23 protein-coding genes are annotated in these 23,388 nt (G+C 36.9%); 12 read left to right on the forward strand and 11 right to left on the reverse strand.

Features of this window, described 5'->3' with window-relative positions; translation table 11 throughout:
• Positions 1 to 31: 31 nt before the first annotated feature.
• The 4 genes from BMW64_RS04815 to BMW64_RS04830 all read right to left on the reverse strand — a co-directional run bounded on the left by BMW64_RS04815 (position 32) and on the right by BMW64_RS04830 (position 3,461).
• The gene (locus BMW64_RS04815) at positions 32 to 904 is read right to left on the reverse strand and encodes a helix-turn-helix domain-containing protein (RefSeq protein ID WP_143052642.1); all 873 of its coding nucleotides are present in this window, start codon (positions 902 to 904) and stop codon (positions 32 to 34) included.
• Positions 905 to 981: 77 nt separating this feature from the next.
• On the reverse strand, positions 982 to 2,094 hold the full coding sequence (locus BMW64_RS04820) for an alanine racemase (RefSeq protein ID WP_089998832.1): 1,113 nt from the start codon (positions 2,092 to 2,094) through the stop codon (positions 982 to 984).
• A gap of 1 nt (position 2,095) precedes the next feature.
• Complete coding sequence (locus BMW64_RS04825; RefSeq protein ID WP_089998833.1) at positions 2,096 to 2,542, reverse strand: GNAT family N-acetyltransferase; 447 nt, start codon at positions 2,540 to 2,542, stop codon at positions 2,096 to 2,098.
• A 10-nt stretch (positions 2,543 to 2,552) separates the two neighbouring features.
• Positions 2,553 to 3,461, reverse strand: a complete 909-nt coding sequence (locus BMW64_RS04830; protein ID WP_089998835.1) for a universal stress protein — start codon at positions 3,459 to 3,461, stop codon at positions 2,553 to 2,555.
• Between the two features lie 627 nt (positions 3,462 to 4,088).
• Between BMW64_RS04830 and BMW64_RS04835 the strand changes: the two genes are divergently transcribed.
• The 3 genes from BMW64_RS04835 (at position 4,089) to BMW64_RS04845 (ending at position 5,095) form a co-directional block, all read left to right on the forward strand.
• Entirely contained in the window at positions 4,089 to 4,379 is a 291-nt protein-coding gene (locus BMW64_RS04835) for a hypothetical protein (protein WP_089998836.1), read from the forward strand.
• Between the two features lie 82 nt (positions 4,380 to 4,461).
• Complete coding sequence (locus tag BMW64_RS04840) at positions 4,462 to 4,845, forward strand: hypothetical protein (protein WP_089998838.1); 384 nt, start codon at positions 4,462 to 4,464, stop codon at positions 4,843 to 4,845.
• Positions 4,838 to 5,095 carry a hypothetical protein gene (locus BMW64_RS04845; protein ID WP_089998840.1) on the forward strand — a complete coding sequence of 86 codons (258 nt, stop codon included), beginning with the start codon at positions 4,838 to 4,840 and terminating at the stop codon, positions 5,093 to 5,095. The genes BMW64_RS04840 and BMW64_RS04845 overlap by 8 nt, the downstream gene beginning before the upstream one ends.
• Before the next feature lies 1 nt (position 5,096).
• Here the strand turns inward: BMW64_RS04845 and BMW64_RS04850 are convergent, their stop codons facing one another.
• Positions 5,097 to 5,558: a hypothetical protein gene (locus tag BMW64_RS04850; protein WP_089998842.1), complete on the reverse strand. Its 462-nt coding sequence runs from the start codon at positions 5,556 to 5,558 to the stop codon at positions 5,097 to 5,099.
• A gap of 72 nt (positions 5,559 to 5,630) precedes the next feature.
• Here BMW64_RS04850 and BMW64_RS04855 point away from each other — a divergent pair, with 72 nt between their 5' ends.
• A complete protein-coding gene (locus tag BMW64_RS04855) occupies positions 5,631 to 5,870 on the forward strand; it encodes a DUF6876 family protein (protein WP_089998843.1) in 240 nt (79 codons plus the stop codon).
• Positions 5,871 to 6,083: 213 nt separating this feature from the next.
• A complete protein-coding gene (locus BMW64_RS04860) occupies positions 6,084 to 6,461 on the forward strand; it encodes a DUF6876 family protein (protein WP_089998844.1) in 378 nt (125 codons plus the stop codon).
• Between the two features lie 122 nt (positions 6,462 to 6,583).
• Here the strand turns inward: BMW64_RS04860 and BMW64_RS04865 are convergent, their stop codons facing one another.
• Together BMW64_RS04865 and BMW64_RS04870 are read right to left on the reverse strand one after the other, a co-directional pair.
• Entirely contained in the window at positions 6,584 to 7,273 is a 690-nt protein-coding gene (locus tag BMW64_RS04865) for an AcvB/VirJ family lysyl-phosphatidylglycerol hydrolase (RefSeq protein ID WP_089998846.1), read from the reverse strand.
• On the reverse strand, positions 7,270 to 9,846 hold the full coding sequence (locus BMW64_RS04870; protein WP_089998849.1) for a phosphatidylglycerol lysyltransferase domain-containing protein: 2,577 nt from the start codon (positions 9,844 to 9,846) through the stop codon (positions 7,270 to 7,272). Before BMW64_RS04870 ends, BMW64_RS04865 begins: the two co-directional genes overlap by 4 nt.
• Positions 9,847 to 10,164: 318 nt before the next feature.
• Here BMW64_RS04870 and gndA point away from each other — a divergent pair, with 318 nt between their 5' ends.
• The 3 genes from gndA to pgl are packed head-to-tail and all read left to right on the forward strand — an operon-like array spanning position 10,165 to position 13,816.
• Positions 10,165 to 11,583 carry an NADP-dependent phosphogluconate dehydrogenase gene (gndA, locus tag BMW64_RS04875; RefSeq protein ID WP_089998850.1) on the forward strand — a complete coding sequence of 473 codons (1,419 nt, stop codon included), beginning with the start codon at positions 10,165 to 10,167 and terminating at the stop codon, positions 11,581 to 11,583.
• Between the two features lie 11 nt (positions 11,584 to 11,594).
• Positions 11,595 to 13,076 carry a glucose-6-phosphate dehydrogenase gene (gene zwf / locus BMW64_RS04880; protein ID WP_089999264.1) on the forward strand — a complete coding sequence of 494 codons (1,482 nt, stop codon included), beginning with the start codon at positions 11,595 to 11,597 and terminating at the stop codon, positions 13,074 to 13,076.
• A gap of 26 nt (positions 13,077 to 13,102) precedes the next feature.
• The gene (gene pgl / locus BMW64_RS04885) at positions 13,103 to 13,816 is read left to right on the forward strand and encodes a 6-phosphogluconolactonase (RefSeq protein ID WP_089998851.1); all 714 of its coding nucleotides are present in this window, start codon (positions 13,103 to 13,105) and stop codon (positions 13,814 to 13,816) included.
• Between the two features lie 350 nt (positions 13,817 to 14,166).
• Here the strand turns inward: pgl and BMW64_RS04890 are convergent, their stop codons facing one another.
• The gene (locus BMW64_RS04890) at positions 14,167 to 14,397 is read right to left on the reverse strand and encodes a glyceraldehyde-3-phosphate dehydrogenase (RefSeq protein WP_089998852.1); all 231 of its coding nucleotides are present in this window, start codon (positions 14,395 to 14,397) and stop codon (positions 14,167 to 14,169) included.
• 17 nt (positions 14,398 to 14,414) lie between these two features.
• Positions 14,415 to 14,798: a hypothetical protein gene (locus tag BMW64_RS04895; RefSeq protein WP_089998854.1), complete on the reverse strand. Its 384-nt coding sequence runs from the start codon at positions 14,796 to 14,798 to the stop codon at positions 14,415 to 14,417.
• 599 nt (positions 14,799 to 15,397) lie between these two features.
• On the opposite strand from BMW64_RS04895, the gene BMW64_RS04900 reads away from it, so the two are divergent.
• The 4 genes from BMW64_RS04900 to BMW64_RS04915 all read left to right on the forward strand — a co-directional run bounded on the left by BMW64_RS04900 (position 15,398) and on the right by BMW64_RS04915 (position 20,240).
• Positions 15,398 to 16,828, forward strand: coding sequence for a TolC family protein (locus tag BMW64_RS04900; RefSeq protein WP_177175237.1), 1,431 nt, complete (start codon positions 15,398 to 15,400; stop codon positions 16,826 to 16,828).
• A gap of 87 nt (positions 16,829 to 16,915) precedes the next feature.
• Positions 16,916 to 17,911 (forward strand): HlyD family secretion protein, encoded by a 996-nt coding sequence (locus tag BMW64_RS04905; RefSeq protein WP_089998856.1) that lies wholly within the window; start codon positions 16,916 to 16,918, stop codon positions 17,909 to 17,911.
• Between the two features lie 14 nt (positions 17,912 to 17,925).
• Complete coding sequence (locus BMW64_RS04910) at positions 17,926 to 19,092, forward strand: ABC transporter permease (protein ID WP_228400838.1); 1,167 nt, start codon at positions 17,926 to 17,928, stop codon at positions 19,090 to 19,092.
• Positions 19,089 to 20,240, forward strand: coding sequence for an ABC transporter permease (locus BMW64_RS04915; RefSeq protein WP_228400839.1), 1,152 nt, complete (start codon positions 19,089 to 19,091; stop codon positions 20,238 to 20,240). Before BMW64_RS04910 ends, BMW64_RS04915 begins: the two co-directional genes overlap by 4 nt.
• A 197-nt stretch (positions 20,241 to 20,437) precedes the next feature.
• On the opposite strand, the gene BMW64_RS04920 is transcribed toward BMW64_RS04915, so the two are convergent.
• Together BMW64_RS04920 and BMW64_RS04925 are read right to left on the reverse strand one after the other, a co-directional pair.
• Complete coding sequence (locus BMW64_RS04920) at positions 20,438 to 21,868, reverse strand: anion permease (protein WP_089999267.1); 1,431 nt, start codon at positions 21,866 to 21,868, stop codon at positions 20,438 to 20,440.
• A 19-nt stretch (positions 21,869 to 21,887) separates the two neighbouring features.
• A complete protein-coding gene (locus tag BMW64_RS04925) occupies positions 21,888 to 23,039 on the reverse strand; it encodes a porin (RefSeq protein ID WP_089998857.1) in 1,152 nt (383 codons plus the stop codon).
• Positions 23,040 to 23,388 lie beyond the last annotated feature (349 nt).

The raw sequence follows: 23,388 nt of genomic DNA on the forward strand, positions 1-23,388 counted from the left end.
TGATATCGATTGTGAGATAAAACTGATAACCTTAAAGGCTTTTTTGTGTTCTGTAGCTGTTGGGAGACCTATTGTGAGCAGCCTTGAAATACTTCCCGAAATGTGAATTATCACTAAATCCAAGTTCATATGAAATTTCTGTTACAGATAATGTTGTATGCAGAAGAAGTCTTTCAGCTTCTAATATTACCCTGTTTTTTATGAATCTTCCTGCGCTTAAAGCCAGCTGTTCTTTGACAAGTGTATTTAAATAATTAGGAGTAAGATTAAGCTTTGCAGCATATGGTGCTGTCGTTTTGTACTCTTTATAAAATTGATTCACAAGTTCCGAAAATTTTTCTACAACTTCTCTTTTGTGATCAGCAGGCAGATGATGTTCTTTGATCAGTTTTGAAGCTCTTATGACTCTCAATATGAATATTTTAAGCTGCATACAGATGATTTCCCTGTTAAACATCCTGTTTTTCGAATATTCCTTTTTGATGTTATATAAATTTTGCCAGAATTCATGTTTAGATGAAGTGCTGAGTTCAATATGCTGAGGCATTTCTGCCAGTGCCGTATCACTTCGGATAAGCTTATTTCCGGTGTATACATGATTGTAGAAAGATTTGGTAAACAAAACAGCATAACCTTCAGGTTCTGATAGCGGATTAAAATAAAATACCTGATTATAGTTTAAAAAAAATAAACGGTCTTTTCCCAGTTCATACAGCTGATCATCGATAACCAATGATCCCGATCCTGTTTTAAAAAGAAAAATGGCATAAAAACGGTTTCGCCAGTGCTTCTGCAGATCGAATCTGCTAAAGAACTCAGTAATAGGCAAAATCAGTAGGTCATTTTTCAAAGGATGAACTTTTTCCAGATGATGCAATTGCAGCATTTTAATGTCTTTTTTCAAAATATTAAGCTTCTGTGATCCATTAAATATAAAAAAAATACCGCAAACTGTTTGCGGTTTTGAGGTATTGCTTAGAATTAATTTTCTGACTTTTCGTGTATTTTCTTTATTTTCTGAGTATTTACGACCTTTTTGTCAACATAATCCGAATTCATCGCTCGCAGAACAGCGAGGTAGCTTACACCAAAGTCAATTTCGTCACCCACTTTTACAAGTTTTTTTTCGTCGATGATATTTAAAATCATCATATCTGAACTTGCTCCGATAACTTCAAAATCTTCATCAATAGGGTAGACTTGTTTTATGTCAATATCTAGCACACCAAGATCTACTATAGCTCTGAGAGAAGTTTTGTCTTTGTCTTTCTGGTTATACTCCGGACTGTCTCCCGTAAGATTTTTGCCGACTTTTCCGGTAGGAATCATGGGCTTCTCTATCACTTCAATGACTTCAGCAGTTAATTTAAAGACATCACGATGCATCCCGTTAATGAAAGTATCGTTAAAAACATCGGTTCCGAAAAAAAGACTTTCGCCGATCCGGAAATGATTGATTCCCTCAGGAACATTACCGTCTTTCAGCAATGGAATTGTCACCGAAGATCCGGCGCTGATATAAGGAATTTTCTTTTGAAAATGGCGTTCAGCATCCCGTCTGTACTTCAGGAGAGTATTGAGCTTCCCTCGGTCCGGCAGAATTCCGTTGAGACATTTCAGATTGGTTCCGATTCCGGAAACTTCAATATTGGGGAGTTTTATGACTTCAGCATAAAAATCAATCAGAGAATCAGCCATGATCCCTTCACGAAGTTCACCCATTTCTATCATAATGACAATACGGTGAATTTTTTGCTGCTTAAAAGCTTCTTCTGATAAAGCTTTTATCGTTTCAAGCTGAGAATTAAAACTTACATCAGCATATTTTACAATGCTTGCCGCTAGACGTTTTGCAGGAGGTTTTATATAAACCGTTTTGGTTTCCGGTGAAAGTTCTTTGATTTTTTTAAGATTGCTGAGACGGGAATCGCAGATATCCTTATCAACCACGGATAACAGATTTTTTAAAAATGTTTCATTTCCGCAGAGGAGTTTGGCAACGACTGCCCATTCTATTTCGTGTCTATTAAAAAGATGATTTAAAAAATTATAGTTATGAGTTAGTTTTTGGGTATTTAAAGTTATATAAGACATGTTATTTTTTTAATCGCATTTCGAGATATTTGGTTTTGAATCCCAATTTTTCATAAAGATGTCGGGCGGGATTTTCGTTTTCACAGTGGAGTGCGATATCTCCTTCTGTGTTTTCTATTACTTTTTCGAGTATTCTTTTTCCGATTCCCTGGCCTCTGGTCTGTTTATCTGTGGCAATATAAACAAGAATGTTTTCCGGAATATATCCGCTCATTCCTGTTTTATTGACTACGCAAACTCCCTTCAGTTGTTCTGTCGATTGATCTTTAGCCATTATAATGAGGCCGCCAGGCTTATTTTCTTTGCCTAAAGCATAATGTATTGCCTTTGTAATATCTGCCTGTGAATCTCCATATTGTTCAAGATGTTCAAAAAGAAATCCGGAAATTTTATTAATATCAGTTGTTTCATTTAATTGTTGTGGTTTGTATATTTCTAGTGTTGTCATCTGTTTGTTATTATCCAGGAAAGGGTAGGGTAATATCATAGCCTGTTGGCTCGGGACCTGGATTTATTGCTTCGCCATCCTTAAAAAATAATAAAGGGACGGACGTATTATTAATAATCTGTTTAAAAAAATTCTCTGAAAAAAATGATTTCCAGCCTTCTTCATCCTGATAATTCAGAATAATGAGGTCAAATTCGGCATCTTTGGAAGCTTTTGAGATTTCCACTGCTTTGTCATTGCTCACAACGAAAGATGCGTAATGTTCTTGCTCATCTCCCTTTAAAGACTCTCTTATTTTTATAAAAGCTTTTCGGATATCACGGAAATGCTCATCTCCTGAAATCCCAAGTAAACCTATAAATCCGTTATTTTTTTCGGCAATAAGCTTAGAAATTTCAAGTTTTTCATCAAGCTTTTCGAGAACTCTTATGGGGACTAAGATTTTTTCAAACTTATATTGATAAGAATCTTCCGGCATCATGAGGACGGAACATTTAATTCCCGTGAGTATCTGGTAGGAGGATGAACCTAAAATAAATTCACGAAGTCCCTGTTTTCCGGCTGTTCCGGTAATGACGATGTCGACGGATTCAGAATCAATAATTTTGTTAATGCTGTTTACAATATGATCGTTGCCTATGATTTTATGAAAGGTAATGTCACTGTACATTTTTTGCAGATGCTCTCTCATGAGTTCAAGAGTGTTTTCTGCTTCTTTATAATGTTTACTTACGGTGTCTTCTCCTACCAACTGCCTCCCTGTTCTGTCAATAATATAGAAGTTCATTAGGTTATGGAACAGAATGACGCGTGCATTATGTCTTCTGGCCATGTGAGCAGCGAGCGTTGTGGCGCTATCTGTTTTTTCTGTAAAATCTACAGCAACAAGTATTGTTTTTATTTTGGTATGTTTTTCCATATCATTGTGATTAAGAATACAAAATTAGTGAGAAGTAAGATTTTTTTACATCATAAATCATCTGTATTATGGTATATTTTACTTTTATTCTTATTTAAAATTGAATTTATATACCACTTTTTTAAATTTTTTAAAATTTTTTTTTCTTTCAAAACGTAATTATTTCTTTAAATTTTATCTTTTCATTGTCTAAATTGATGTATAACAAAATATTTTTATTTAAAATTTTCATTTTATATTATCATTATATAAAAGTGGAGTTATTTGATTTTAAGTCTATTGCAGTTATTTGAGAATTAATTAAAATTATATTATTTAATATATTGAAAATCAATTATTTATGTAATTTATTTCATTTTATGTTATTAAAAATACTTCTCAAATATTTGAATTATTTTTTTTCAAAATTTTGATTAATGTATAATAAAATCTATTTTTTATTCTTTATTTTTTCTAAAATCTGAATTTATTTTAGTAAATTTGAATTCAATAAAAGGTGATATAAAAGTCCAGAAAAGTATTTTTTATGTCTTTTTAGTATAGGAAATAAGAAGTAATTATTTTATTTTTACTATTCTAAAATTTAAAAACTAAAACTTATCTAATTAGATATAAATTTTTTTTATTATGAGCATAAAACTATTATTATCCGGAGTCTTATTATTATCACTTTTAGCAGCTTGTTCGGATAGGAATGAAGAAACAGATTCCCTACCTGAACAAACTAAAAGTTCCAAAGTTTTCGGAAAATTAAACAAAGAGGATGACGGAACAACAGCCAAAGTAGTAGTGGATTCAACTAAAACCAAGGAAATTATTAATGCAACACAAGGAATCTCAACCGAACTTCCCACAGAACAAGGAGGGAACAATTCAGGAGAAACAATTGATCCGACAAAACCGGACAGGCCTAAGTAAGCTCATTATTGAGATAACAGCGTCTGTTTTTGTCATTGTATCTGCTATATTGCCATTTCTAAACAATATAGTAGGTTATTTTATGGACGTTACTGTGCAGCTTGATAATAACGCCGGTGTAAGAAGCCTTGATTTAGATTCCGCGATCTATTTTTTGTCGATACCGGTTTGCATGATACTGTTGGCGTTGGGCGGATTGTTCAGAGCTAACAGATTTACATTTTATGCCGCATTAATATCCGGATATTTTCACCTGAGTACTTACGTGAAATTTGTTTTTTTCAATCAAAACAAAATTTCCGCTATTGCAGACCTTGCCATTGTAAGTCTGCTTCTCGTGATTATTGTCTTGGTATTTATGCTGGACAGGTACTACAGAAAAATTTATCTTCTGGATAAATTTAACAACAGTACATTAGAAAGATTTTCTTCCATATTATTTAAACGATTAGGTAAACATGAGTAGTCATAGAGATAGATTAAAGATTCTTGTTGCTCTTTCGGATAAACTATGGGAAGATTACGACAATGCGGTAATATCTGAAGAGGAGTATATTCAAAAAATGAATCTGGTAAAGAAAGAAATTAACAACGGATTTATCAAAACCCTGGAAGATCTGGAAGTGTTCACTAACGAGCTCGGGTATTTGGTTATGTCTGTTCCAACCAAAAGTTTTATCTATGGTTCGGAAAAGATTATAATTAATAAAAACTGATTTACTTAGTTGCTTTCATTTCTGAAAGGATTTCATTGAGCATTTTGTTTTGTTCTGAAATAGCTTTACTGTATTGCTTTTCAAGTTTAGTGATTTGACTTTGCAAAAACATCAGACTTTTGTCCTGAGTATTATATTGGGCAAAAAGGTTAGCAAGCAAATCTCCAATTTTATCATTAATATCACTAGTATAAAGATCATCATTTTGATGGTCTTTTTTGTTGTTGTCTACTTCCGTCGACAATTCTCCTTCACCAGTGATTAGCCAAACAACATTATCATTTAGTTCAGGATATACTTTTAGAATCCTGGCAAGTTTGTCTACCCCAAGGTCACTTTTCAAACCAACACCTTTAAAATTTGATGCGGATATTCCGGTTTCTCGGTAAAAAGATTCTTTCTTAATGCCGTTTTTTTCTAGAAAAATTAAAATTCTTTCCTTTGTAGTCTGAATTTTGTCCATAATTATTTTTATATAGTCGGAATTTAGTCTATATTTGCAAATATAAAACAAAATTATAGAATATTAGTATAAATGAAAAATTATATGCAATCGGCAAATGACTATTATCGTCATTTTATACAGCCTAAAGATTTTGTTGAGTTTTATTCAGGGTTTTTTCTTTCAGAAGGACTTTTTAAAATTTCTATTGAAGAAAATTGTTCATGGCTATTACAGATTATTTGTTTTCAGTCTAAAACATCAGAAACAGAGCTTTTTGAATTCTGGACCCTGCAAAGAAAGGAAGGTTTAGAATATGTGCTGCAATGTTAAAACAGCCAAGGTGATATAATTTTTGATAAGCCTTTTGTTTCTCCTGACTTTTTATTTAATGAAATCATTATCTGGAAGATAGGTAATTATCTCTTGCTGCCGAGTGAATATAATGAATTTATGAAGCATATTAAAAATGAGATGGGTACAGAACCTAATCCAAATAGTGATATAAGAACAGAAATGAATTAAAAACCTTTATAAACTAATCTCATGAGTATTATTAGACGTAACAAAAAAAGAAACTCTGCAAATACCCTTTACGATGCGTATAAAGCAGTTGAAGACCTTTACGATTACAAGGAAGGTTATAAGTTATCAAAAGGAATTTTCGATATATCCAATGAAGAAGACTGTAAGTGGCTATTGGAAATCATCTTAAATGAGCAATCAAGCCTATACTGTGAATTTCAGTATTGGCATCTTAAAAGAGTAGAAGGCAGTACTTTCATGCTTTACTGTACAGATGAAGAAGGAAATGTCCTTACAGAAATCAATGATATTTCCATCAATTTTTTCTTTGATGATCTATTCTTGTTAGTCAAGAAAAATCTTCTATGCCTGCCTATTGAATCCAAAATGTACGCATAGAAAATCTATCATATATTAATATTTTTGGTTAAGTGCTGATTCAGATTTATTGAATAAAGCACTTAACTTTTCATTTGTATCAGCCGAAAAATAGCCTGCAATAATTGTTATTGCTCAACAGTTTATTTCAGATTAGTATTAATAAAATCCGCCAGCATTTTGGTATTCCCGCCATAATGGTGATCTCCGGGGATATGTTTCATCTGATAATTATTTTTAAGGGTGATTTTTTGATAAGGAAAATGAGCATATTCAAAATCGCTTAGAACGACCATTACCGGTACTTGCGTTATTTTGTTAATCTCAGGAATTACAGGTAAGCTTCCTTTCGGTTCCTGCCCGAAATATTCCTCAAGATGTATTTTGAAATCATTACTTTTTGAAGGACCAATGATAAAAATTTTCTGAACTTTATTCTTTAAATCGTCAGAAAATCTGTTGTACACAAACGGGGTTACATCAGCTCCAAACGAAAATCCCACAATTATAACATGCTGGTTTTTTCTTCCTTTCAGCTGTTCGTTGATGTATTTCTCAATATCAGAAGAAGTCTGTTGCGGCGTTTTTTTATTCCAGAAGTACGTTTTCGTATTTAAAGCAAAAACATCGTAACCGAAATGATGCAGATTTTCTCCAAAATTCTTTGAGAAGGTATTAAAGCCGGCATCTCCGCTGATATAAAAAATAATAGGTTTATCAGAATGATTATTCCATTGAGTAATTTTAAAATCACTTTCAGAGCTGCATCCTAATGTGGCCAGGCTTATTGATAAACAGATAATGCTGACGATTAATTTAGAAATTTGTTTCACGGTTTCATTATTTTATTTAAAACGGCAGGTAGCTGGAGTAAATCTAAATCATTATCATATACCAGATATTTGTTTTCCCACAGGTCGGCATATTTTTCCTTAAAATTTCTCAAAGTTTGATAATGTTTAAAGCTTCCCACTCTGTGATAAGCAAATTTTAATATTTCTTCAGCGGTGTTGTTAGGTTCTTCCATTCCGGCCATAGGGGTCATTCCCATATTGATAAACTTCAAATTTTTACTTTTAGAATATTCAACGAGTTTTATGATCAGGGCATCCGTGCATCCATTAGGCGCATTCTCAGTTTTTCTGAGCATGTCATAACTGCACTCATCCGGTGCACAGAACGGAATAATATTAAGAAAGGCAACACAATTCCCTTCCGGATCGGAAATCGTTATCAGGTCCTGATTTCTGATGACTTCACGCTCAAACATTCCTTCGGCAAAGACAATTTCTTTTTTGTCGAACTCTTTCAGCCATTCCGTAGAAACATGTTCTACCTGATCCAATGTTTTTTCTTCCTGTGGAGCATATTTGATTTCTGTTGAATATCCTGATTTCTGAAGCGCATTTATTCCGTTTCTTAAAGACTTTCTTTCTTTTCCCGTAAGGCTGAAATTTTCAGCATCCAGAATAGCATCCTGGCCGATAAAGAGTTTTTGCTTATGAAGCGGATCAAAATAGATTAAGCTGCTTTCTCCGACACGATAATAAGAGGTTTTGAGGCCGTGATTACTGCAGTAATGTTCAAACTCCAGAATAAGATTCGTTTTATTATTCTCTGCACAAACAGGATCTTCCAGCACTACTGCAAATCCGTTGGCCGTTCGGTAAGACAAAAAGCCCTCCCTCATTTCCGTGAAAAAAAACTGTTTATCCCAGGTCAGTTTAAAATAATCTAAAGAAGAAATTCCGTACTCTTTTACCAGATTTTCTGCATCAGTATGATTTTGTGCATCATATTGTTTCTTATAAGTATTTGTTCTGTAAAATGAAAAAATGAGAACCAGCCAGGAAATAACGCCCAGAATATAATTAAGCTGCTGAAAATCTTTTGCAAAACCCGTTTTGGGAATCAGCCCGGAATCTTTAAATAAAAGGAAAGTGTGTAAGGTATAATATAGAGATTGTTCTTTTGTAAAATCTATTCCGAAATGTGTTTTACTGATAAAATAAAATGCCAGATAATTAAAAATGAAGATGGCCACAAAAATACCTGCAAACCATCCGAACCCACGCTGAAGTGAAAGTCTGTTTGTTGTGAAAGTGTATTCTTTTCTGCTGTATATCAGCAATCCGAGCGTAAAAAGTGCAAACAATGCTTCCTCATAATCCAATGCTTTGGCGATATTGAAAACAATTGAAGTAATGGAAAGAATCACCGCAAAGTACCAAGCTCTTTTTGTCCCCTTAAAAAGATTGGCGGAAGTCACCAATAATAAAACTCCTGCCATCAGTGTAAGCATTTTTGAAAGATGAATAAAATCTAATGATAAATAATTTTTCACAAGATTTAATCGGTTGGCCAATGCGGGCGTGATGACAGAGAGAATATTAATCACGCCCAGCAGAAAGATCATGATAACAGGCAAAAGTCGGGCAAACAACTTTCTGCCACCCCATAGAAATGCTGCTATTCCAAAAACAAGTGGAAGCCAGAATTCAAAAAACCGGTAAAGAAGCGTGATCCCCAATCCTTCTGCATGCTGATACCCGAAAACGGAAAGGATATAGGTAAGTGAAAATTCCACAGCACCCAATCCTCGTAGAAAAGGAGATACAATCATTAGTAATACAGAAATTACATATGAAATTGCAGCCGCAGAAAAAGAATCTTTTACCCCGAATGCATACATGGCAATCAAAAGGTGAAAGACTCCGCAAAATTCTATGATAACCGATACCGCAACGGTATACCAGAAATTTCTCTTATCAACGTCACTGCTGAAAATTTCTTCAGATGAACTGATGACTTTAGGAAATCTTTTTTCAGCAAAACGATACAAACGGTTTTTTTTTCTAAATGAAACAAATGCACCATATGCTAAAAGAAGAATACTTACTAAGATGATGATCCCAACCCAGCTGTTACCAAAGTTTTTGTGAATTGAGAACGCATAAAAGAGTAGAGGTATCCCCACAATGACTACCGTCAGAAGACCTACAAAGCCATAGATGGCACTGGCCTGGTGAACTTTAGAAGATTTGTATCCGAGAATTCTTATATTTCTGGGAAGATAAGCGAGTGAACTGACACCGCCGGCAGGAAGAAAAACACTCAGGAAATTACGTTTCAGGAATAAACCAATCGCATCAGAAATCCGGATATCGAGATCAACGCTCCTGAAACTCGTCACATACATTAATCCCTGAAGAAAAATATAGATCAGAGATAAAAATATTCCTGCGAGAATCCAGGTTGGATCAGAGTTTTTCAGCTGCGGGCCAATTGAGGCAAGTTCGTGCCTTTCACTTCTGAAAAAAACGAAAGCCAGAAGAAGTACGACAACAGCGAGAATCTCTTTCCAGCGGATTTGTTTAAATACGCCTGATATTTTGTGAGTTTTCATACCAGTCAGTTTGGGTTAGCTTTTATCAAAAGTAATTAAAAAGTTCTGTATTAAATATGAAAAGACCACTAAATATTTAAAAAATCTAAACTACCTTTCGGTAAAATTTATCAATAATAAAAAGTGTATAAAATCTAATTAAATCTTAAATAAATCCATTTTGTCTTAAATAAAAATCAATTTTATATTGATTCTAATAAGGATTTAATGATTCCATGTTTTTATAAAATAAACAATTTTTTGACCATTATTTTTTTCATCATGAGCATTTACGTAATTTTATTCTCTGTATAACAGAATTTATATAATATCATTACAATGGAAGGATATAATTACGGGATGATCGGCCTCGGAGTGATGGGGAGAAATCTTCTCTACAATATTGCTGATAACGGATTCTCTATAGCGGGTTTTGACCTCGATGAAGAGAAAGTGAATCAACTGCATAGCAATGCCACTTCAGAAATGAAAATCAAAGGCACAGGCTCGCTGGAAGAATTTGTGGCCGCTCTCGAAACGCCAAGAAAAATCATACTTATGGTGCCTGCGGGAAAACCGGTGGATGCCGTTTTGGATAACATTTCACCACTTTTAAGCAAAGGAGATATCGTTATTGATGCCGGGAATTCTTATTTCCAGGATACCAACAGACGTATTGCCGATATGGCATCTAAAAATCTTCATTTTATGGGAATTGGCGTTTCAGGCGGAGAAAAAGGAGCCAGAACAGGCCCTAGTATCATGCCCGGCGGAGATGCTGAAGCATTTAGCCTCCTTAAGCCTATGCTTGAAGCTATTTCTGCGAAAGTGGATGGCGAACCATGTACCGCTTATATGGGAAAAGGATCAGCCGGAAATTATGTGAAAATGGTTCACAACGGTATCGAATATGCCATTATGCAGCTGATCAGCGAAGCTTACGATCTTCTTAAAAGAGGAGCCAGCCTCAATAATGATGAGCTCTACGAAGTCTTTAAAGACTGGAATAACGGTGAGATGAACTCTTTCCTTATTGAAATCACCAGAGATATATTTAAACAGAAAGATACTTTGACAGATCATGATCTTTTGGATCAGATTTTAGACAAAGCCGGTGCAAAAGGAACAGGAAAATGGACCTCCGAGCAGGCAATGGAAATAGGGGTTTCTATTCCGACCATTGATATTGCGGTAACATCAAGGATTTTATCTGCCTATAAAGAAGAAAGAATTCTGGCTTCAGAAATATATGCTGAAAAAGAAATCACAAGTCCGGAAGACAAAGAATTGTTTATCCGTGAAGTGGGAGATGCGCTTTATCTTGCGACACTCATCAGCTATGCACAAGGCTTGGCTTTACTGATCAAAGCTTCTGAAGAATATCAGTTTGAAATCCCTTTAAAAGATGTTGTGAAAATCTGGAGAGGCGGATGCATCATCCGTTCTTTACTATTAGAGAAATTCTATGCCGCTTACACAGAAAACCCGGGCCTTACCAACATCTTACTTGATAAAGAAATTTCTTCGTTGGTAAAATCAAAAATAAACGCATTACGAAAAACATCATCATTTGCTGTATTAAACGGAATTCCAAGTCTCGGATTACAGACGGCTTTAGGATATTTTGATGCTTATACCACAAAATCGCTTCCGGTAAATCTTATCCAGGCACAAAGAGATTATTTCGGGGCACACACGTATCAGAGAATCGACAGGGAAGGTGTTTTCCACACGTCATGGAACAGTACAAATCAATAAATTTCGGAAAAATGAATGACAATAAAAGCCTGAGACCTACTACCATTATTATTTTTGGGGCAACAGGCGACCTGGCAAAAAGAAAACTTTTTCCGGCATTTTATAATTTATATATCGACGGAAGAATGCCCAAAGGATTTAATATCCTTGCTTTAGGAAGGGCAGAAAATAAGGATGAAGATTTTAAAAGCTATGTAAAAGAAAATCTGGAGAGCTTTTCAAGGAAGAAGCTTACCCAGGAAGACTGGGCAGGCTTTCAGGCGCACATTACCTATTTCAGACATCAGCTGGACGAAGAGAATTCCTACAAAGAGTTGCAGCAAAAGCTGAATGACTTCGATAAGATCTACGGTACAAGAGCAAACCGTTTGTTCTATCTTTCTATTGGTCCTAATTTTATTTCTACGATCTCTAATCATATTAAAAGCAGCTCGCTCGCATCTGATCCTAAAAAAGACCGTATCATTATCGAAAAACCGTTTGGACATGATAAGCAGTCTGCCATTGAGCTGAATAGTCTTCTTTCCGAAACATTTGAAGAAGAGCAGATCTACCGTATCGATCATTATTTAGGCAAAGAAACCGTACAGAATATTTTGGCTTTCAGATTTGGAAATTCCATTTTCGAACCGCTTTGGGATTCTAAGCACATCGAATCTGTACAGATTACCGTTGCCGAAGAAGTCGGGGTAGAGACAAGAGGAAGTTTCTATGAACAGACCGGAGCTCTCCGTGATATGATCCAGAACCATTTGCTCCAGATTCTGTGCATGGTAGCCATGGAACCGCCTGCATCTCTCGAATCCGGTGAAATCCGTGACCGTAAAGTGGATGTCCTGAAGTCGATCCGAAGAATTCCTGCAGATAAAGTTGACCATTATGCCGTACGCGGACAATATGGAAAAAATGTTGTGAACGGAGTAGAAACAAAAGGTTACCGCCAGGAAAACGGTATTGCACCAGACTCCAACACAGAAACTTTCGCGGCGGTAAAGTTTTATCTCGATAATGAGCGCTGGCAGGGAGTTCCTTTCTACGTTCGTACCGGGAAAAAAATGAAAGAGAAACATTCTTATATTACCATACAGTTTAAACCGTTACCGCATTCTACTTTTTCAGATACGCCCCATCTTTTATCGGCCAACAGGCTTATCATTAATATCCAGCCATTAATGGATATCAGATTACAGTTTATGGCTAAAAAACCTGGACTTTCACTGGCGCTTGAACCGGTAGAAATGATTTTCGACTATTTCGTATGTCAGGAAGATACTCCTGAAGCCTATGAAACCTTGCTGCTGGATGCGCTTTTGGGTGATTTAACCTTATTTATGCGTTCCGATCAGGTAGAGGAAGCCTGGGATGTGGTAAAAACAATTCAGGAAGCCTGGGAAAACAATAAAGATGCTTCTTTCCCGAATTACAAGGCAGGAAGCTGGGGTCCGGACGAAAGCTTTGCACTGGTAGAAAGACAGGGCGACAGCTGGTGGTAAAATAGTATTAATGTAAAGAACTGAAAATGAATATCACAGTATTTGATGATTTAGATAAATTATATACAGCGGCAGCAGAAACTTTTGTTGAGCTTTCAGAAAAATCAATACAGAAAAAAGGCCAATTTGCAGTAGCGCTGAGTGGAGGTTCTTCTCCTAAAGCTATTTTTAAATTGCTTTCAACAGATGAATACGCCGGAAGAATCGATTGGAGCAAGATCTACTTCTTTTGGGTCGATGAACGATGGGTTCCGTTAAACGATGAAAAAAGCAATGCGAAAATGACTTTTGAAACATTGCTCGACAAAGTGCCGGTAAACAGAGATCACGTATTTCCAATGTATAAGGAAAATGTTCTTCCCGAAGACTTTGCAAAAGAATATGAAGGTCAGATTCGCAAAGTGCTGGGAGATAATGGTGTTTTTGATTTCATCCTTCTGGGAATGGGAGACGATGGTCACACCGCATCATTGTTTCCGGGTGAGGAAATCCTTAATGAAAAAGACAAATGGGTAGATGCCTATTACCTGAAACCCCAGGAAATGTTCAGAATTACACTCACAGCGCCGATCATTAATAAGGCTGAAAATATACTTACCGTTGCCTTCGGTGAAACCAAAAGAAATGCTCTGAATGAAATCCTGAACGGAGCCTACAACCCGGAGTTATATCCAATGCAGCTTATTGAGAAGAAGGAAAACTTCAGATTTTTTACCGATCATAAAGCGATGGGAAATTAATAGATAATTTAAAATATAATGAATAAGGCTGTCCTAAAAGTTTGGGCAGCCTCTTTTTTTTACGCCTGAAAATTTAACAAGTAATTTTTTATGCTCCGGAGGAGCAATATCTGTGTAGTAAAAAAAAACAATAGAATATCACAAGCACGCCGTAGGTGTGCTATTATAAGATAGAACTCCTCTGGAGTTCCGGTACAATATGCTGATATTGATCTACACAGATATTGCTCCTCGGGAGCAAATCCTACGCTATGCTATAAAATCATTATTTAAAATCCTAACTGTCAGATGAAGTCGTGGCTGTAACAAAAAAGGACTATACAAACTTTTAGGACCGCCTTATTTTATTTTTATTCTGAAAAACCGTTATCCGGTTCGTCCACGATTTTGATATAACTATTTTTTAATAAATCAGTGGGGTAAATATGCTGATCGCCATTGGCACTCTTAACAACAATAGCCGGTTGTTCATCATTTAAGCATCTATCGATCTGCTGTTGCATTTCTTGTAGTTTGCCTGGCTCTACAGGTAAATGATACTCTCCGGTAAAATGTTTGATAACAATGATTTTATTGCCCATGCGCTTTATTTTTTTGGTTAATATTGATTCTCTTTCAAAGTTAATTCTTTCCCGGTGACCTCAAAATATACATTTTGAAGATCCGTAATGCTTCTAATATCATGGAATGATTTCTCTTTGTATATTAAAGTAAACGTCATATCATCATCAATGATAAAAACTTGGTTGTGGTCAATGTATGTTAAATTGTGAATGGTAGTAGAAACTCTTTTAAATCCTAATTCCTCAAGAGCCACATAGCTAATAGGAACCTTTTCGCATTCATTTAATAAAATGAATTTTGATAATTCTAAATCTTTTCTCACATAATTAACGGATAATCCATTAGCATGTATTTTTTCAACTTTAGCCAAATATTTATTAGCTAAAATCAAATTTCCTTTTTGTATTGTTTTATTCATTTTACAAATATAATCTACACAAAAAATAAACTCGGTTTGCTAACATTACATCATCTGATTTACCTTCATTTTCAAAATCTTTGACTTTAATTATCATTTCCATAAGAATGACAAGTTATTAGAATGGGATCATTGTCTTGCAATGTCAGAAACATTGGAGCAAAGTTGATTTACATTCTTGCGAGATAAGATTACTTTCTTTCAATCCAGACTTACTTTCTTACGAGGTAGATTTACTTTCTTGCGAGATAGACTTACTTTCTTGTGAGGTAAGATCACTTTCTTACGAGGTAGATTTACTTTTTTGCGAGGTAAGTTTACTTTCTTGTGAAGTAAGATTGCTTTCTTGTGAGGTAAAATTACTTTTTTGCAATGTAGATTTACTTTCTTGCATGTAAGATCACATTCTCGTGCCCGCAATTAATATTCTTTCGGTTAAAAAGAAGTGTAACCGTTATTTAAATCATGAATAAGAAGAAGTGAAGAACTTAACATTATTCGGGTCATTGTTTTTTTAACACTCATACATCGCGAAAATAAGGTACTTTTCATTAAATTTGTTAGTGTTCTGAAAAATTAATCACCATTCACAAATGTCTATGAACATAAAGAAAACTTCTGTGCCGCTTTTTTTGATGCTTTCAGCAAAAATATTTTGTCAGCAGTTTTCTTTACGATACTGTATAGAAAAGGCAAAGCAGAACAATACAGTCGTAAAGCTTGCCGGACAGTCTCTGGAAACAAGGCAGAAACTTTTTAAAGCCACCCAAAACAACGGGCTCCCCAAGCTGGATCTTCTCGCAGGATACAACTACATCGGTGAACCTTTGCGCGTGAATCTCCAACAGGTAAAAGACGGTATTGTGGAAGGCTCGGCTAATCAGGCAGTATATTCTGCTAACACCGTGTATCAGCAGGTAACAGGAAACCAGCTTTCTCAACAGGTACAGGATGTTATTTATCAGACCTCAAAAGATATCATCAGTGCCGTCTATCCCAATTACAATCCGGAAATAACCAAACAGAGTTACTTTCTTGCAGGGCTGGTCGTGCGTCAGCCGATATATCTTGGAGGAAAATTAAAGTCATCCCGCAAGCTCTCCGAAGAACAGCTGAAAAGTGGGGAAGCCAACCTTCAGTCTTCAAAAGATATTACGGCATACAATATTGCTTTACAGTATATTCAGATCATGTATCTGAATTCAATGATCGAGAAACAAAAAAACAGCCTGGAATCTCTGCAGAAAAATGAAGCATATGCAGATAATCTTCTGAAAGCTGAAATCATCCCGCCATATCAGAAAAACTGGGCAGATATTGCCAGAGCTCACGGGGAAACAAACCTGAAGAGTTTGGTGATGGAAAAAGAGAATGCGTTGTTTACGCTGAAAGATTTGATGGGGATTTCTCTTGACGAACCGGTAGAAATCAACGAAAAGCTAAATGAATCTACCGAAATTCCTCCTTTCATATCTTCTGAGAATAATGCAGATATAAAACTTCTTCAAAGCAAGAAAGCAGAAGCCGAAACCGGATTGGATATTACAAAATCTTTATCAAGGCCCAATCTCTTTGCTATCGGAAATCTGCAGTTCTTCAGAAAAGACCTTCCTGTCATCACTCCTCCCTGGCTTATCGGATTGGAATTGCAGTGGACGCTTTTTGATCCGGAACGCCGCTCCAGAAATCTGGCTTCTGAATCTTTAGTCAAAGAAGCAGATTTGCTCATAGAACAAAAACAGAAATCGGTGAATCTTGCTACCAAAATAGCGGAGAACAAACTGGTAAGCCTTAAAGAACAAAGTGAAACATTCGATGCATCACGAAAACAGGCATACAACACCACCGAAATGGTAAGAAAAAGAATGGAAAACAGCCTTTCATCCGTAAAAGATGTAAATGATGCTTTACAATTACAGTACGAAACTGAAAAGCTGTATTACACCTCTCTGGTAGCTTACCAGACTGCATTGGCAACCTATTTTTATGTTACCGGAAATCCTGAAAACATCACAAACTATATTCCGTGATCGTAGTTTTAGACTAAAAATAATCTTTAGATATTAATATAAATCAATCATAAGCCGGACCTGATCCGAAGCATAACCAAATAACAGATGAAAAACTTTATAAAAAACTATTGGGCTGTTTTTATTCCGATTGCTGTACTTGCGGCGGCATTGGTCTATCTCCTGAAAGATAAATCTACCGAAACCCCGAAAGATGCCGTCATCGGTATGGTAGATGCCGAATTTGTCGATGTTTCAGCGTCGCTTCCCGGGCGAGTGCTTGATATTCCGGTCAAAGAAGGGGATGAGGTGAAAGAAGATCAGGTAGTAGCCCAAATGAAAACTTCCGAGATTGAAACCATTCAGTCTCAGGTTGCCGATGCTGTTGAAATTGCCCGAAACCAGCTGGATAAAGTCGACCGTGGCGTAGAGCCTGAAGTATTGGCTTCGGCAAAAAATCTCCAGCAGATTGCTCAACAACAAATGGATCTGATGTCTAAAACGTACAGTCGCTTTCAGAATCTGTATTCACAAGGAGTGGTTTCCGGGCAGGAGCGGGATGTGATTTATTTTAAATACAAAGCAGCACAGAAAGAACTTGAAACCGCAAAACTTAATGTACAGCTATTACAAAGAGGAAGCAATAAAGAGCTGAAGAACTCTGCACAGGCTGTTCTTAATCAGGCTCAGAATGCGGAAAGACTGACCCAGGAAATTAAAGATAATGCTTCTCTGAAAGCACCGGTATCAGGAAAAATATCAACGATTGTTTCCAATAAAGGTGAGATGGTAAATGCAGGATATCCGATGATGACCATCCAGAAGGACAATTCATTTTTTGTAAAGTTCAATCTGCGTCAGAATCAGATGACAAAAATAGAGAAGGGGAGTGTGGTAACGATGAAAATTCCGGGCTGTATTCCGGAAACGATGAAAGGAAGAGTATCTGAATTGGCTCCGGCATTAGGATATGCCGACTGGGTTCCCGAAAAACAAAACGGAGAATTTGAGCTCAGAACTTTTCAGATCAAAGTAAAACCTGAAAATTTAAATACAATAAAAGGGCTTCGTTCAGGAATGACCGCACAGCTTATTTTACCATAATTAAACCTTTAACATTGAAAAAAATCAGCATCATCATGGTACGCGAATGGAAACGGATTTTTTCGATTCCTAATTTTTATGTGGTGTTACTGGTTATTCCGCCTATTATTTTTCTGTTTTATGGTTTTATTTATCAGAAGCAGTTTGCCCGTGAACTTCCGATGGCGGTCTGGGATGAAGACGGTTCTTCAGTTTCAAGAACATTGACCGATATGATGGAGCAGAATGAAAATATTCACTTTACTCATGTGGTGTTCAGCAATGCTGAAATCGAAAAGCTGATGAAGGAAGGGAAAATATTCGGGGCTGTTCATTTTCCGAAAAATATGGAGTCGGATGCCAAGAAAAACCATCAGTCGAATATTACCTTATATACTAACGGTGCTTATCTGGTTCCTGCTAAAATGATTTATAAAGGGGCTGCCGAGATCATCATTAAAGGAGGGCTTGCCGTAGTCCTTCAAAAAGCTGAAAAGCAGGGAATGCCTGCCGATCAAGCAAATACTCTCGTTCAACCGATTAAGTTGAATACCACCGTTCTCTACAATCCGGAATTTAATTACCAAATGTATCTCACGCCCGGACTCGTAACGGTAGGGCTTCAGATGGCATTAATTGTGGCTTCTGTTCTTATTCTTAATCTCGAATTTAGAAGAAATACTATCGACGGCCTTCTGAAGATCTCCACTTCATCTTCACAGATCATTATCGGTAAAATGCTAGCTCACCTTTGTATTGCCTGGCTTTTATTTATCCTCATAAGCTTTGTTGTGTTTCCTGTTTTTGATTTGGGGAAGCCACAAACGGATTTCAGTTTTTTTATTCTATATACCTTATTGGCACTGGCCTGCATAGGAATCGGGATGATGCTTTCTGCGATTTCTGATAATCTTCTTTTTGTGGTGGATGTAGCCCTGTTTTTCACTTCACCGGCTTTCGTGTTTAGTGGTTTTACGTTTCCCAGATGGGCAATGCCATGGTATGATCAGATCTATGCGGAGATCATGCCTTATACGCATTTTCTGGACGGATTTATTAAACTGTACTTCATGGAACTTCCCATCAGGTATGCATATCCTGAAATGGTCAGACTGCTGATCTTTATCGGTATCACATTTCCCGTTGCGATTGTCGTTTTTCAGAAGAAGATTAATCAATATTTAAAAAACATTCAGCAGTGAAAGAAATTTTTTACATATTGAAAAGAGAAGTAAGGAATATCTCGAAAGATTCGAGTCTGTTTCTCATTTTGCTGATTGCTCCTGTGCTGTATGCTTTTATGTATGGTAGTATTTATCTGAATAAAGGAGAAGAAAAGGTAAAGCTTGCCCTGATCGATGCAGACGGAACAGCAGTTTCCAGGCTGCTTACGGATCAGCTTAATTCTACTCCGATGATTGAAATTGTTCCCAGCTCAGATATTGCTGAAGCGCAGGAAAAAATGTATAAAGGAGAAGTTGAAGGTTACTTATATATTCAGAAGGATTTGGAAAAATATATTCTTTCACAAAAACAGGCTAATGTAAATCTTGTTCTTAATGCATCCCGTTTTCTGCCTTCCAGCGATTTACTGAGTACCGTAACCAAAGTCTTTCTTACGGTAGGAGCAGGCGTACGGAAAACCTATTTCAATAAGCAGGGTATGAATGAAGATGAATCTATGAAAATGACCAATCCCATCAATATGGATTACCGCCCGCTTTACAATTCCGGGATGACGTACGGCTCGTTTCTTTTGCCGGGATTACTGGCTATTATCCTCCAGCAGACGCTTCTGATTGGGGTTGCTGCCGCTTTCACATCAGAACGGGAAGAGAGAAAGCTTCACAATCTTTATGAAATCTCAGGATTTAGCATTTCTAAAATAATCCTGGGTAAAGGAATGCTTTATTTCTGTATTTTTATGATCTTCGGGTTGTTTTTTGCGGTGGTTAACTTTTCCATTTTTGGTGTAGCGGTGAGAGGGAGCTTTCCTGATCTCGCTTTTATTACAGCCGCCTTTATTGCTTCGGTCATTATATTAGGAATGCTGATCGGAAGCTTCTTTAAAAGCAAACTCTTTGCGTTTCAGGTTCTGGTATTTTCCTCTTATCCTATATTTCTGGTGACTGGATATTCAATGCCTTATCAGTCTTTGCCAAAAGGAATTCAGTTTTTTTCTGATTTGCTGCCGACTTCCCCGTTTCTGAAGGTATATATTTCTATCGTTCAGGCCGGTGGATCGATTACAGATAATCTGGATTCCGTTGTTCATCTTTTACTATTGCTCGTAGTTCTTGTAGTTCTCCTGATGGTAAGGATGAAATATCTTCTAAGCAAAGCTAAATGACAATATATTGAAGGGTTTTTACTCGCTGTCTGTATCAATATTTTCAAGTGGATGACACTTAGGTGGTTAAGTGGGTGTCACTTAGGGAGCGTAGTGTGAGCTCCATAGCAGGCTAAGCGACGCACACTTACGTGCGGAATACTAGGCATGCTTTTACTGACATCATTAAGAAATTGTTCAGGAAACAACTTTTATCATTAATAATATCCTAATACTTTCATCCAGATTCCGCCAAGTCCCATGTAAATAATAAGGAGAACGATTCCTATTTCCAGGCCGCGCAGCCACCAGGATTTAAGATCTACATATCCGCTACCAAAAAATACCGGTGCCGGGCCGTGGCCGTAATGAGTTAGCACTCCATAAATGGATCCCAGGAAACCAAGCATCATCGCCAACAGCATCGGAGGAATTCCGACTGCAATACCAACACTCAGCAATGCGGCATACATGGCTGCCACATGCGCTGTGGCACTTGCAAAAATATAGTGACTGAAAAAATACACTAGAATAATTACCGGAAAAGCTACCGTCCAGGTCATTCCGCCAATTTCGGCTTTGATCAGGTTGCTAAACCAGCCGATAAATCCTAATTCATTCAGTGAACTGGCCATCATCACCAGAACGGCAAACCAGACAATCGTATCCCAGGCTCCCTTTTCAGATTTTACATCTTCCCAGGTCAGCACTGAAGTGAGCAACAGTAAAGTAAGTCCGATGAAAGCGGTCGTGGTTGCATCAATAGAAAGACTTCCTCCAAAAATCCAGAGTGCTAATAATATGAAAAAGGCCAGCAGCATCAGCCATTCGTTTTTTGTGATGGGACCCATTTCTTTTAATTTTTCCGCGGCCATTCTCGGAGCATCGCCTGTTTTCTTTAATTCTGGCGGATACAGTTTATACAGCACCAAAGGAACGATAAAAAAAGCTGCTACTCCAGGAATAAAACCTGCGGCAGCCCAGGACATCCAGGTAATATTAACTCCCAGATTGGCGGCAAATTTCTGACACATCGGGTTACTGGCAGTTCCGGTCAGGAACATGGAAGACGAGATGAGGTTCATGTAGTAACTGTTTAAGGTTAAATAAGAACCTAATTTTCTGTGAGTCTCAGGTTTTTCGGGTACGGAGTCGAAGCTGATGGCCATCGATTTCATAATCGGGTAAATGATACCACCGCCTCTTGCTGTATTACTCGGTATTGCAGGGGCAAGACAAACGTCGGCTAATCCAAGTCCGTAAGCTAATCCCAGTGAACTTTTACCAAAAATTCTGATAAATAAAAAAGCTATACGGTTGCCCAGTCCTGTTTTAATGAAACCTCTGGCTATAAAGAAAGATATTCCGATCAGCCATATCACTTTGTCTCCGAAACCGGAAAGTGCTTTGGTGATTGATTTTCCTGCGTCTCCGGGAGCTACAACCTGTGTCAGCGCAGTAAAGCCCACGGCCATCATACACATCGTTCCCATAGGGGCCGCTTTTAGAATGATCCCTAAAATAGTGGCTGCAAATATCGCGAAAAGGTGCCATGCATTCTCGCTGACCCCTTCCGGCACGGGGATAAACCAAATGATGAGTGCCACTGCAAAAGTGATTGCTACATTTTTAATGTTTATTTCTTTCATGATCATTGGATTTAATGTGTTAGAATCTGCTCTGAACCTGAATTATATAGAGATTATTGTTGTACTGATTTGTATTTTCTACCTGATATTTATAGCGGTCAAGCTGCATTCCCAACTGGATTCGTGCACCGTAATTTTTAAGAAATTCAAGGCCAAACATCGGGGTAATGGTTTGTCTCGGATTTGAATTTAATCTGAAATTGGTGTCTAAATATTCATAGCGGCAGGAAAGCTCAAAAGCACTCAGGTTCCGGTGGTTGATTTCATAGCGTATATTAGGAAGGAAATAAGCTCCCCGGATTAAATATTCGTCAGGATTCTGAGGTCTGGTTTCAGGATCGGCAGCAAAATAAAGCAGATGGTTCGTTGCCTGTTTAGCTTCAAGTTGCATATCCAGACTCCACTTGGGATCAAATTTGATGAGCGAACTCAGATCGAGTCCAACTGCATATACTTTTTTACCTAAAACTTCACCGTAGCCGCCATTTAAACCTAAATTTAAATTGTATTTTTCCGACAGACCGAATACAAGCCGGGTTGAATATTGTTTGCCATTATCATTATCATTAATCTGGTTTTTACCATTACCATTAACGACTGATACTGCATATTGAAAAGGCATTTCACCCAGTTTGAGCTGGCCGGTTGCGGAAAGTCCTATTTGAAAGCTTGTCCAGCCCAGTTTTCCAAACTCTGTATATTGGTTGGACCAGTCCAGCGATTTGATAATGTCGATAGGGTAGGTCTCTTCAATTCCAAACCATGGACGGAACTGTCCTGCAGTAAAAGCGAGCTTAGGGTTGAATGTGTATTTTAAATACGCATTTTCCAGCACTCTTGATTTGGGATCATTCTTGAAATCGGCGAGATTGGCAAGAACGACAACTTCCGTGCGTTTACTGATCTGCGCTCGTAACTGGACCCTCATATATTTGATCATGAAATTATTATCCGTACCGCTGTGATCGGAGTGATGAAGACCATTTACATCTACATCTTTGCTCATTCCTACCAGATAACGGGCCTGGAATAATCCTTTTATCTGGAGTTGTGGATATTTTACTTCTTCTTTTTCCGGGTTTATGTATAAAGAATCAGGTTTCTGAGCATACACAATGCTGAAAAGTATCAAAAAGAAAGGTAGTGCAGCCTTTTGGGTAAGAAAAGCCATAATATTGTGTTTGGTGAAATGTTGGTTTCCGAATTAATATGATTCAAAAATTAAAGGTTTTAATACTTTAATATTTGGATGGGCTTTTCAGTAATATTGCTGCAAGTATTTAAACTGGAAGCAATAATGGAATTTAGCGGAATTTGGTAAGTTACCTTGGTAGAATTTTTAGAAGGTGTACACTGCGCAAATGGCATAGCGCTTATTAATAAACTCAGGTGATGGTTTTTCATGATATAGTATTTTGTGTGATGTTGAAGATTACTATTTATCATCAAATAAATCTTTTAATCTTGAAATAAATTTAAAGAAATTATTTCGCAATTATTGATTTTTATGTTAAATATTT

The organism is Chryseobacterium taichungense, assembly GCF_900109935.1.
Classification (GTDB): Bacteria; Bacteroidota; Bacteroidia; order Flavobacteriales; family Weeksellaceae; genus Chryseobacterium; species Chryseobacterium taichungense.

Bases quoted from the DNA above. Each gene is read 5' to 3' on its own strand.
- BMW64_RS04820 (WP_089998832.1), bottom strand. From the start codon at position 2,094: ATGTCTTATATAACTTTAAATACCCAAAAACTAACTCATAACTATAAT.
- BMW64_RS04825 (WP_089998833.1), bottom strand. From the start codon at position 2,542: ATGACAACACTAGAAATATACAAACCACAACAATTAAATGAAACAACT.
- BMW64_RS04830 (WP_089998835.1), bottom strand. From the start codon at position 3,461: ATGGAAAAACATACCAAAATAAAAACAATACTTGTTGCTGTAGATTTT.
- BMW64_RS04835 (WP_089998836.1), top strand. From the start codon at position 4,089: ATGAGCATAAAACTATTATTATCCGGAGTCTTATTATTATCACTTTTA.
- BMW64_RS04840 (WP_089998838.1), top strand. From the start codon at position 4,462: ATGGACGTTACTGTGCAGCTTGATAATAACGCCGGTGTAAGAAGCCTT.
- BMW64_RS04845 (WP_089998840.1), top strand. From the start codon at position 4,838: ATGAGTAGTCATAGAGATAGATTAAAGATTCTTGTTGCTCTTTCGGAT.
- BMW64_RS04850 (WP_089998842.1), bottom strand. From the start codon at position 5,558: ATGGACAAAATTCAGACTACAAAGGAAAGAATTTTAATTTTTCTAGAA.
- BMW64_RS04855 (WP_089998843.1), top strand. From the start codon at position 5,631: ATGAAAAATTATATGCAATCGGCAAATGACTATTATCGTCATTTTATA.
- BMW64_RS04860 (WP_089998844.1), top strand. From the start codon at position 6,084: ATGAGTATTATTAGACGTAACAAAAAAAGAAACTCTGCAAATACCCTT.
- BMW64_RS04870 (WP_089998849.1), bottom strand. From the start codon at position 9,846: ATGAAAACTCACAAAATATCAGGCGTATTTAAACAAATCCGCTGGAAA.
- gndA (WP_089998850.1), top strand. From the start codon at position 10,165: ATGGAAGGATATAATTACGGGATGATCGGCCTCGGAGTGATGGGGAGA.
- zwf (WP_089999264.1), top strand. From the start codon at position 11,595: ATGAATGACAATAAAAGCCTGAGACCTACTACCATTATTATTTTTGGG.
- pgl (WP_089998851.1), top strand. From the start codon at position 13,103: ATGAATATCACAGTATTTGATGATTTAGATAAATTATATACAGCGGCA.
- BMW64_RS04890 (WP_089998852.1), bottom strand. From the start codon at position 14,397: ATGGGCAATAAAATCATTGTTATCAAACATTTTACCGGAGAGTATCAT.
- BMW64_RS04895 (WP_089998854.1), bottom strand. From the start codon at position 14,798: ATGAATAAAACAATACAAAAAGGAAATTTGATTTTAGCTAATAAATAT.
- BMW64_RS04900 (WP_177175237.1), top strand. From the start codon at position 15,398: ATGAACATAAAGAAAACTTCTGTGCCGCTTTTTTTGATGCTTTCAGCA.
- BMW64_RS04905 (WP_089998856.1), top strand. From the start codon at position 16,916: ATGAAAAACTTTATAAAAAACTATTGGGCTGTTTTTATTCCGATTGCT.
- BMW64_RS04920 (WP_089999267.1), bottom strand. From the start codon at position 21,868: ATGAAAGAAATAAACATTAAAAATGTAGCAATCACTTTTGCAGTGGCA.
- BMW64_RS04925 (WP_089998857.1), bottom strand. From the start codon at position 23,039: ATGGCTTTTCTTACCCAAAAGGCTGCACTACCTTTCTTTTTGATACTT.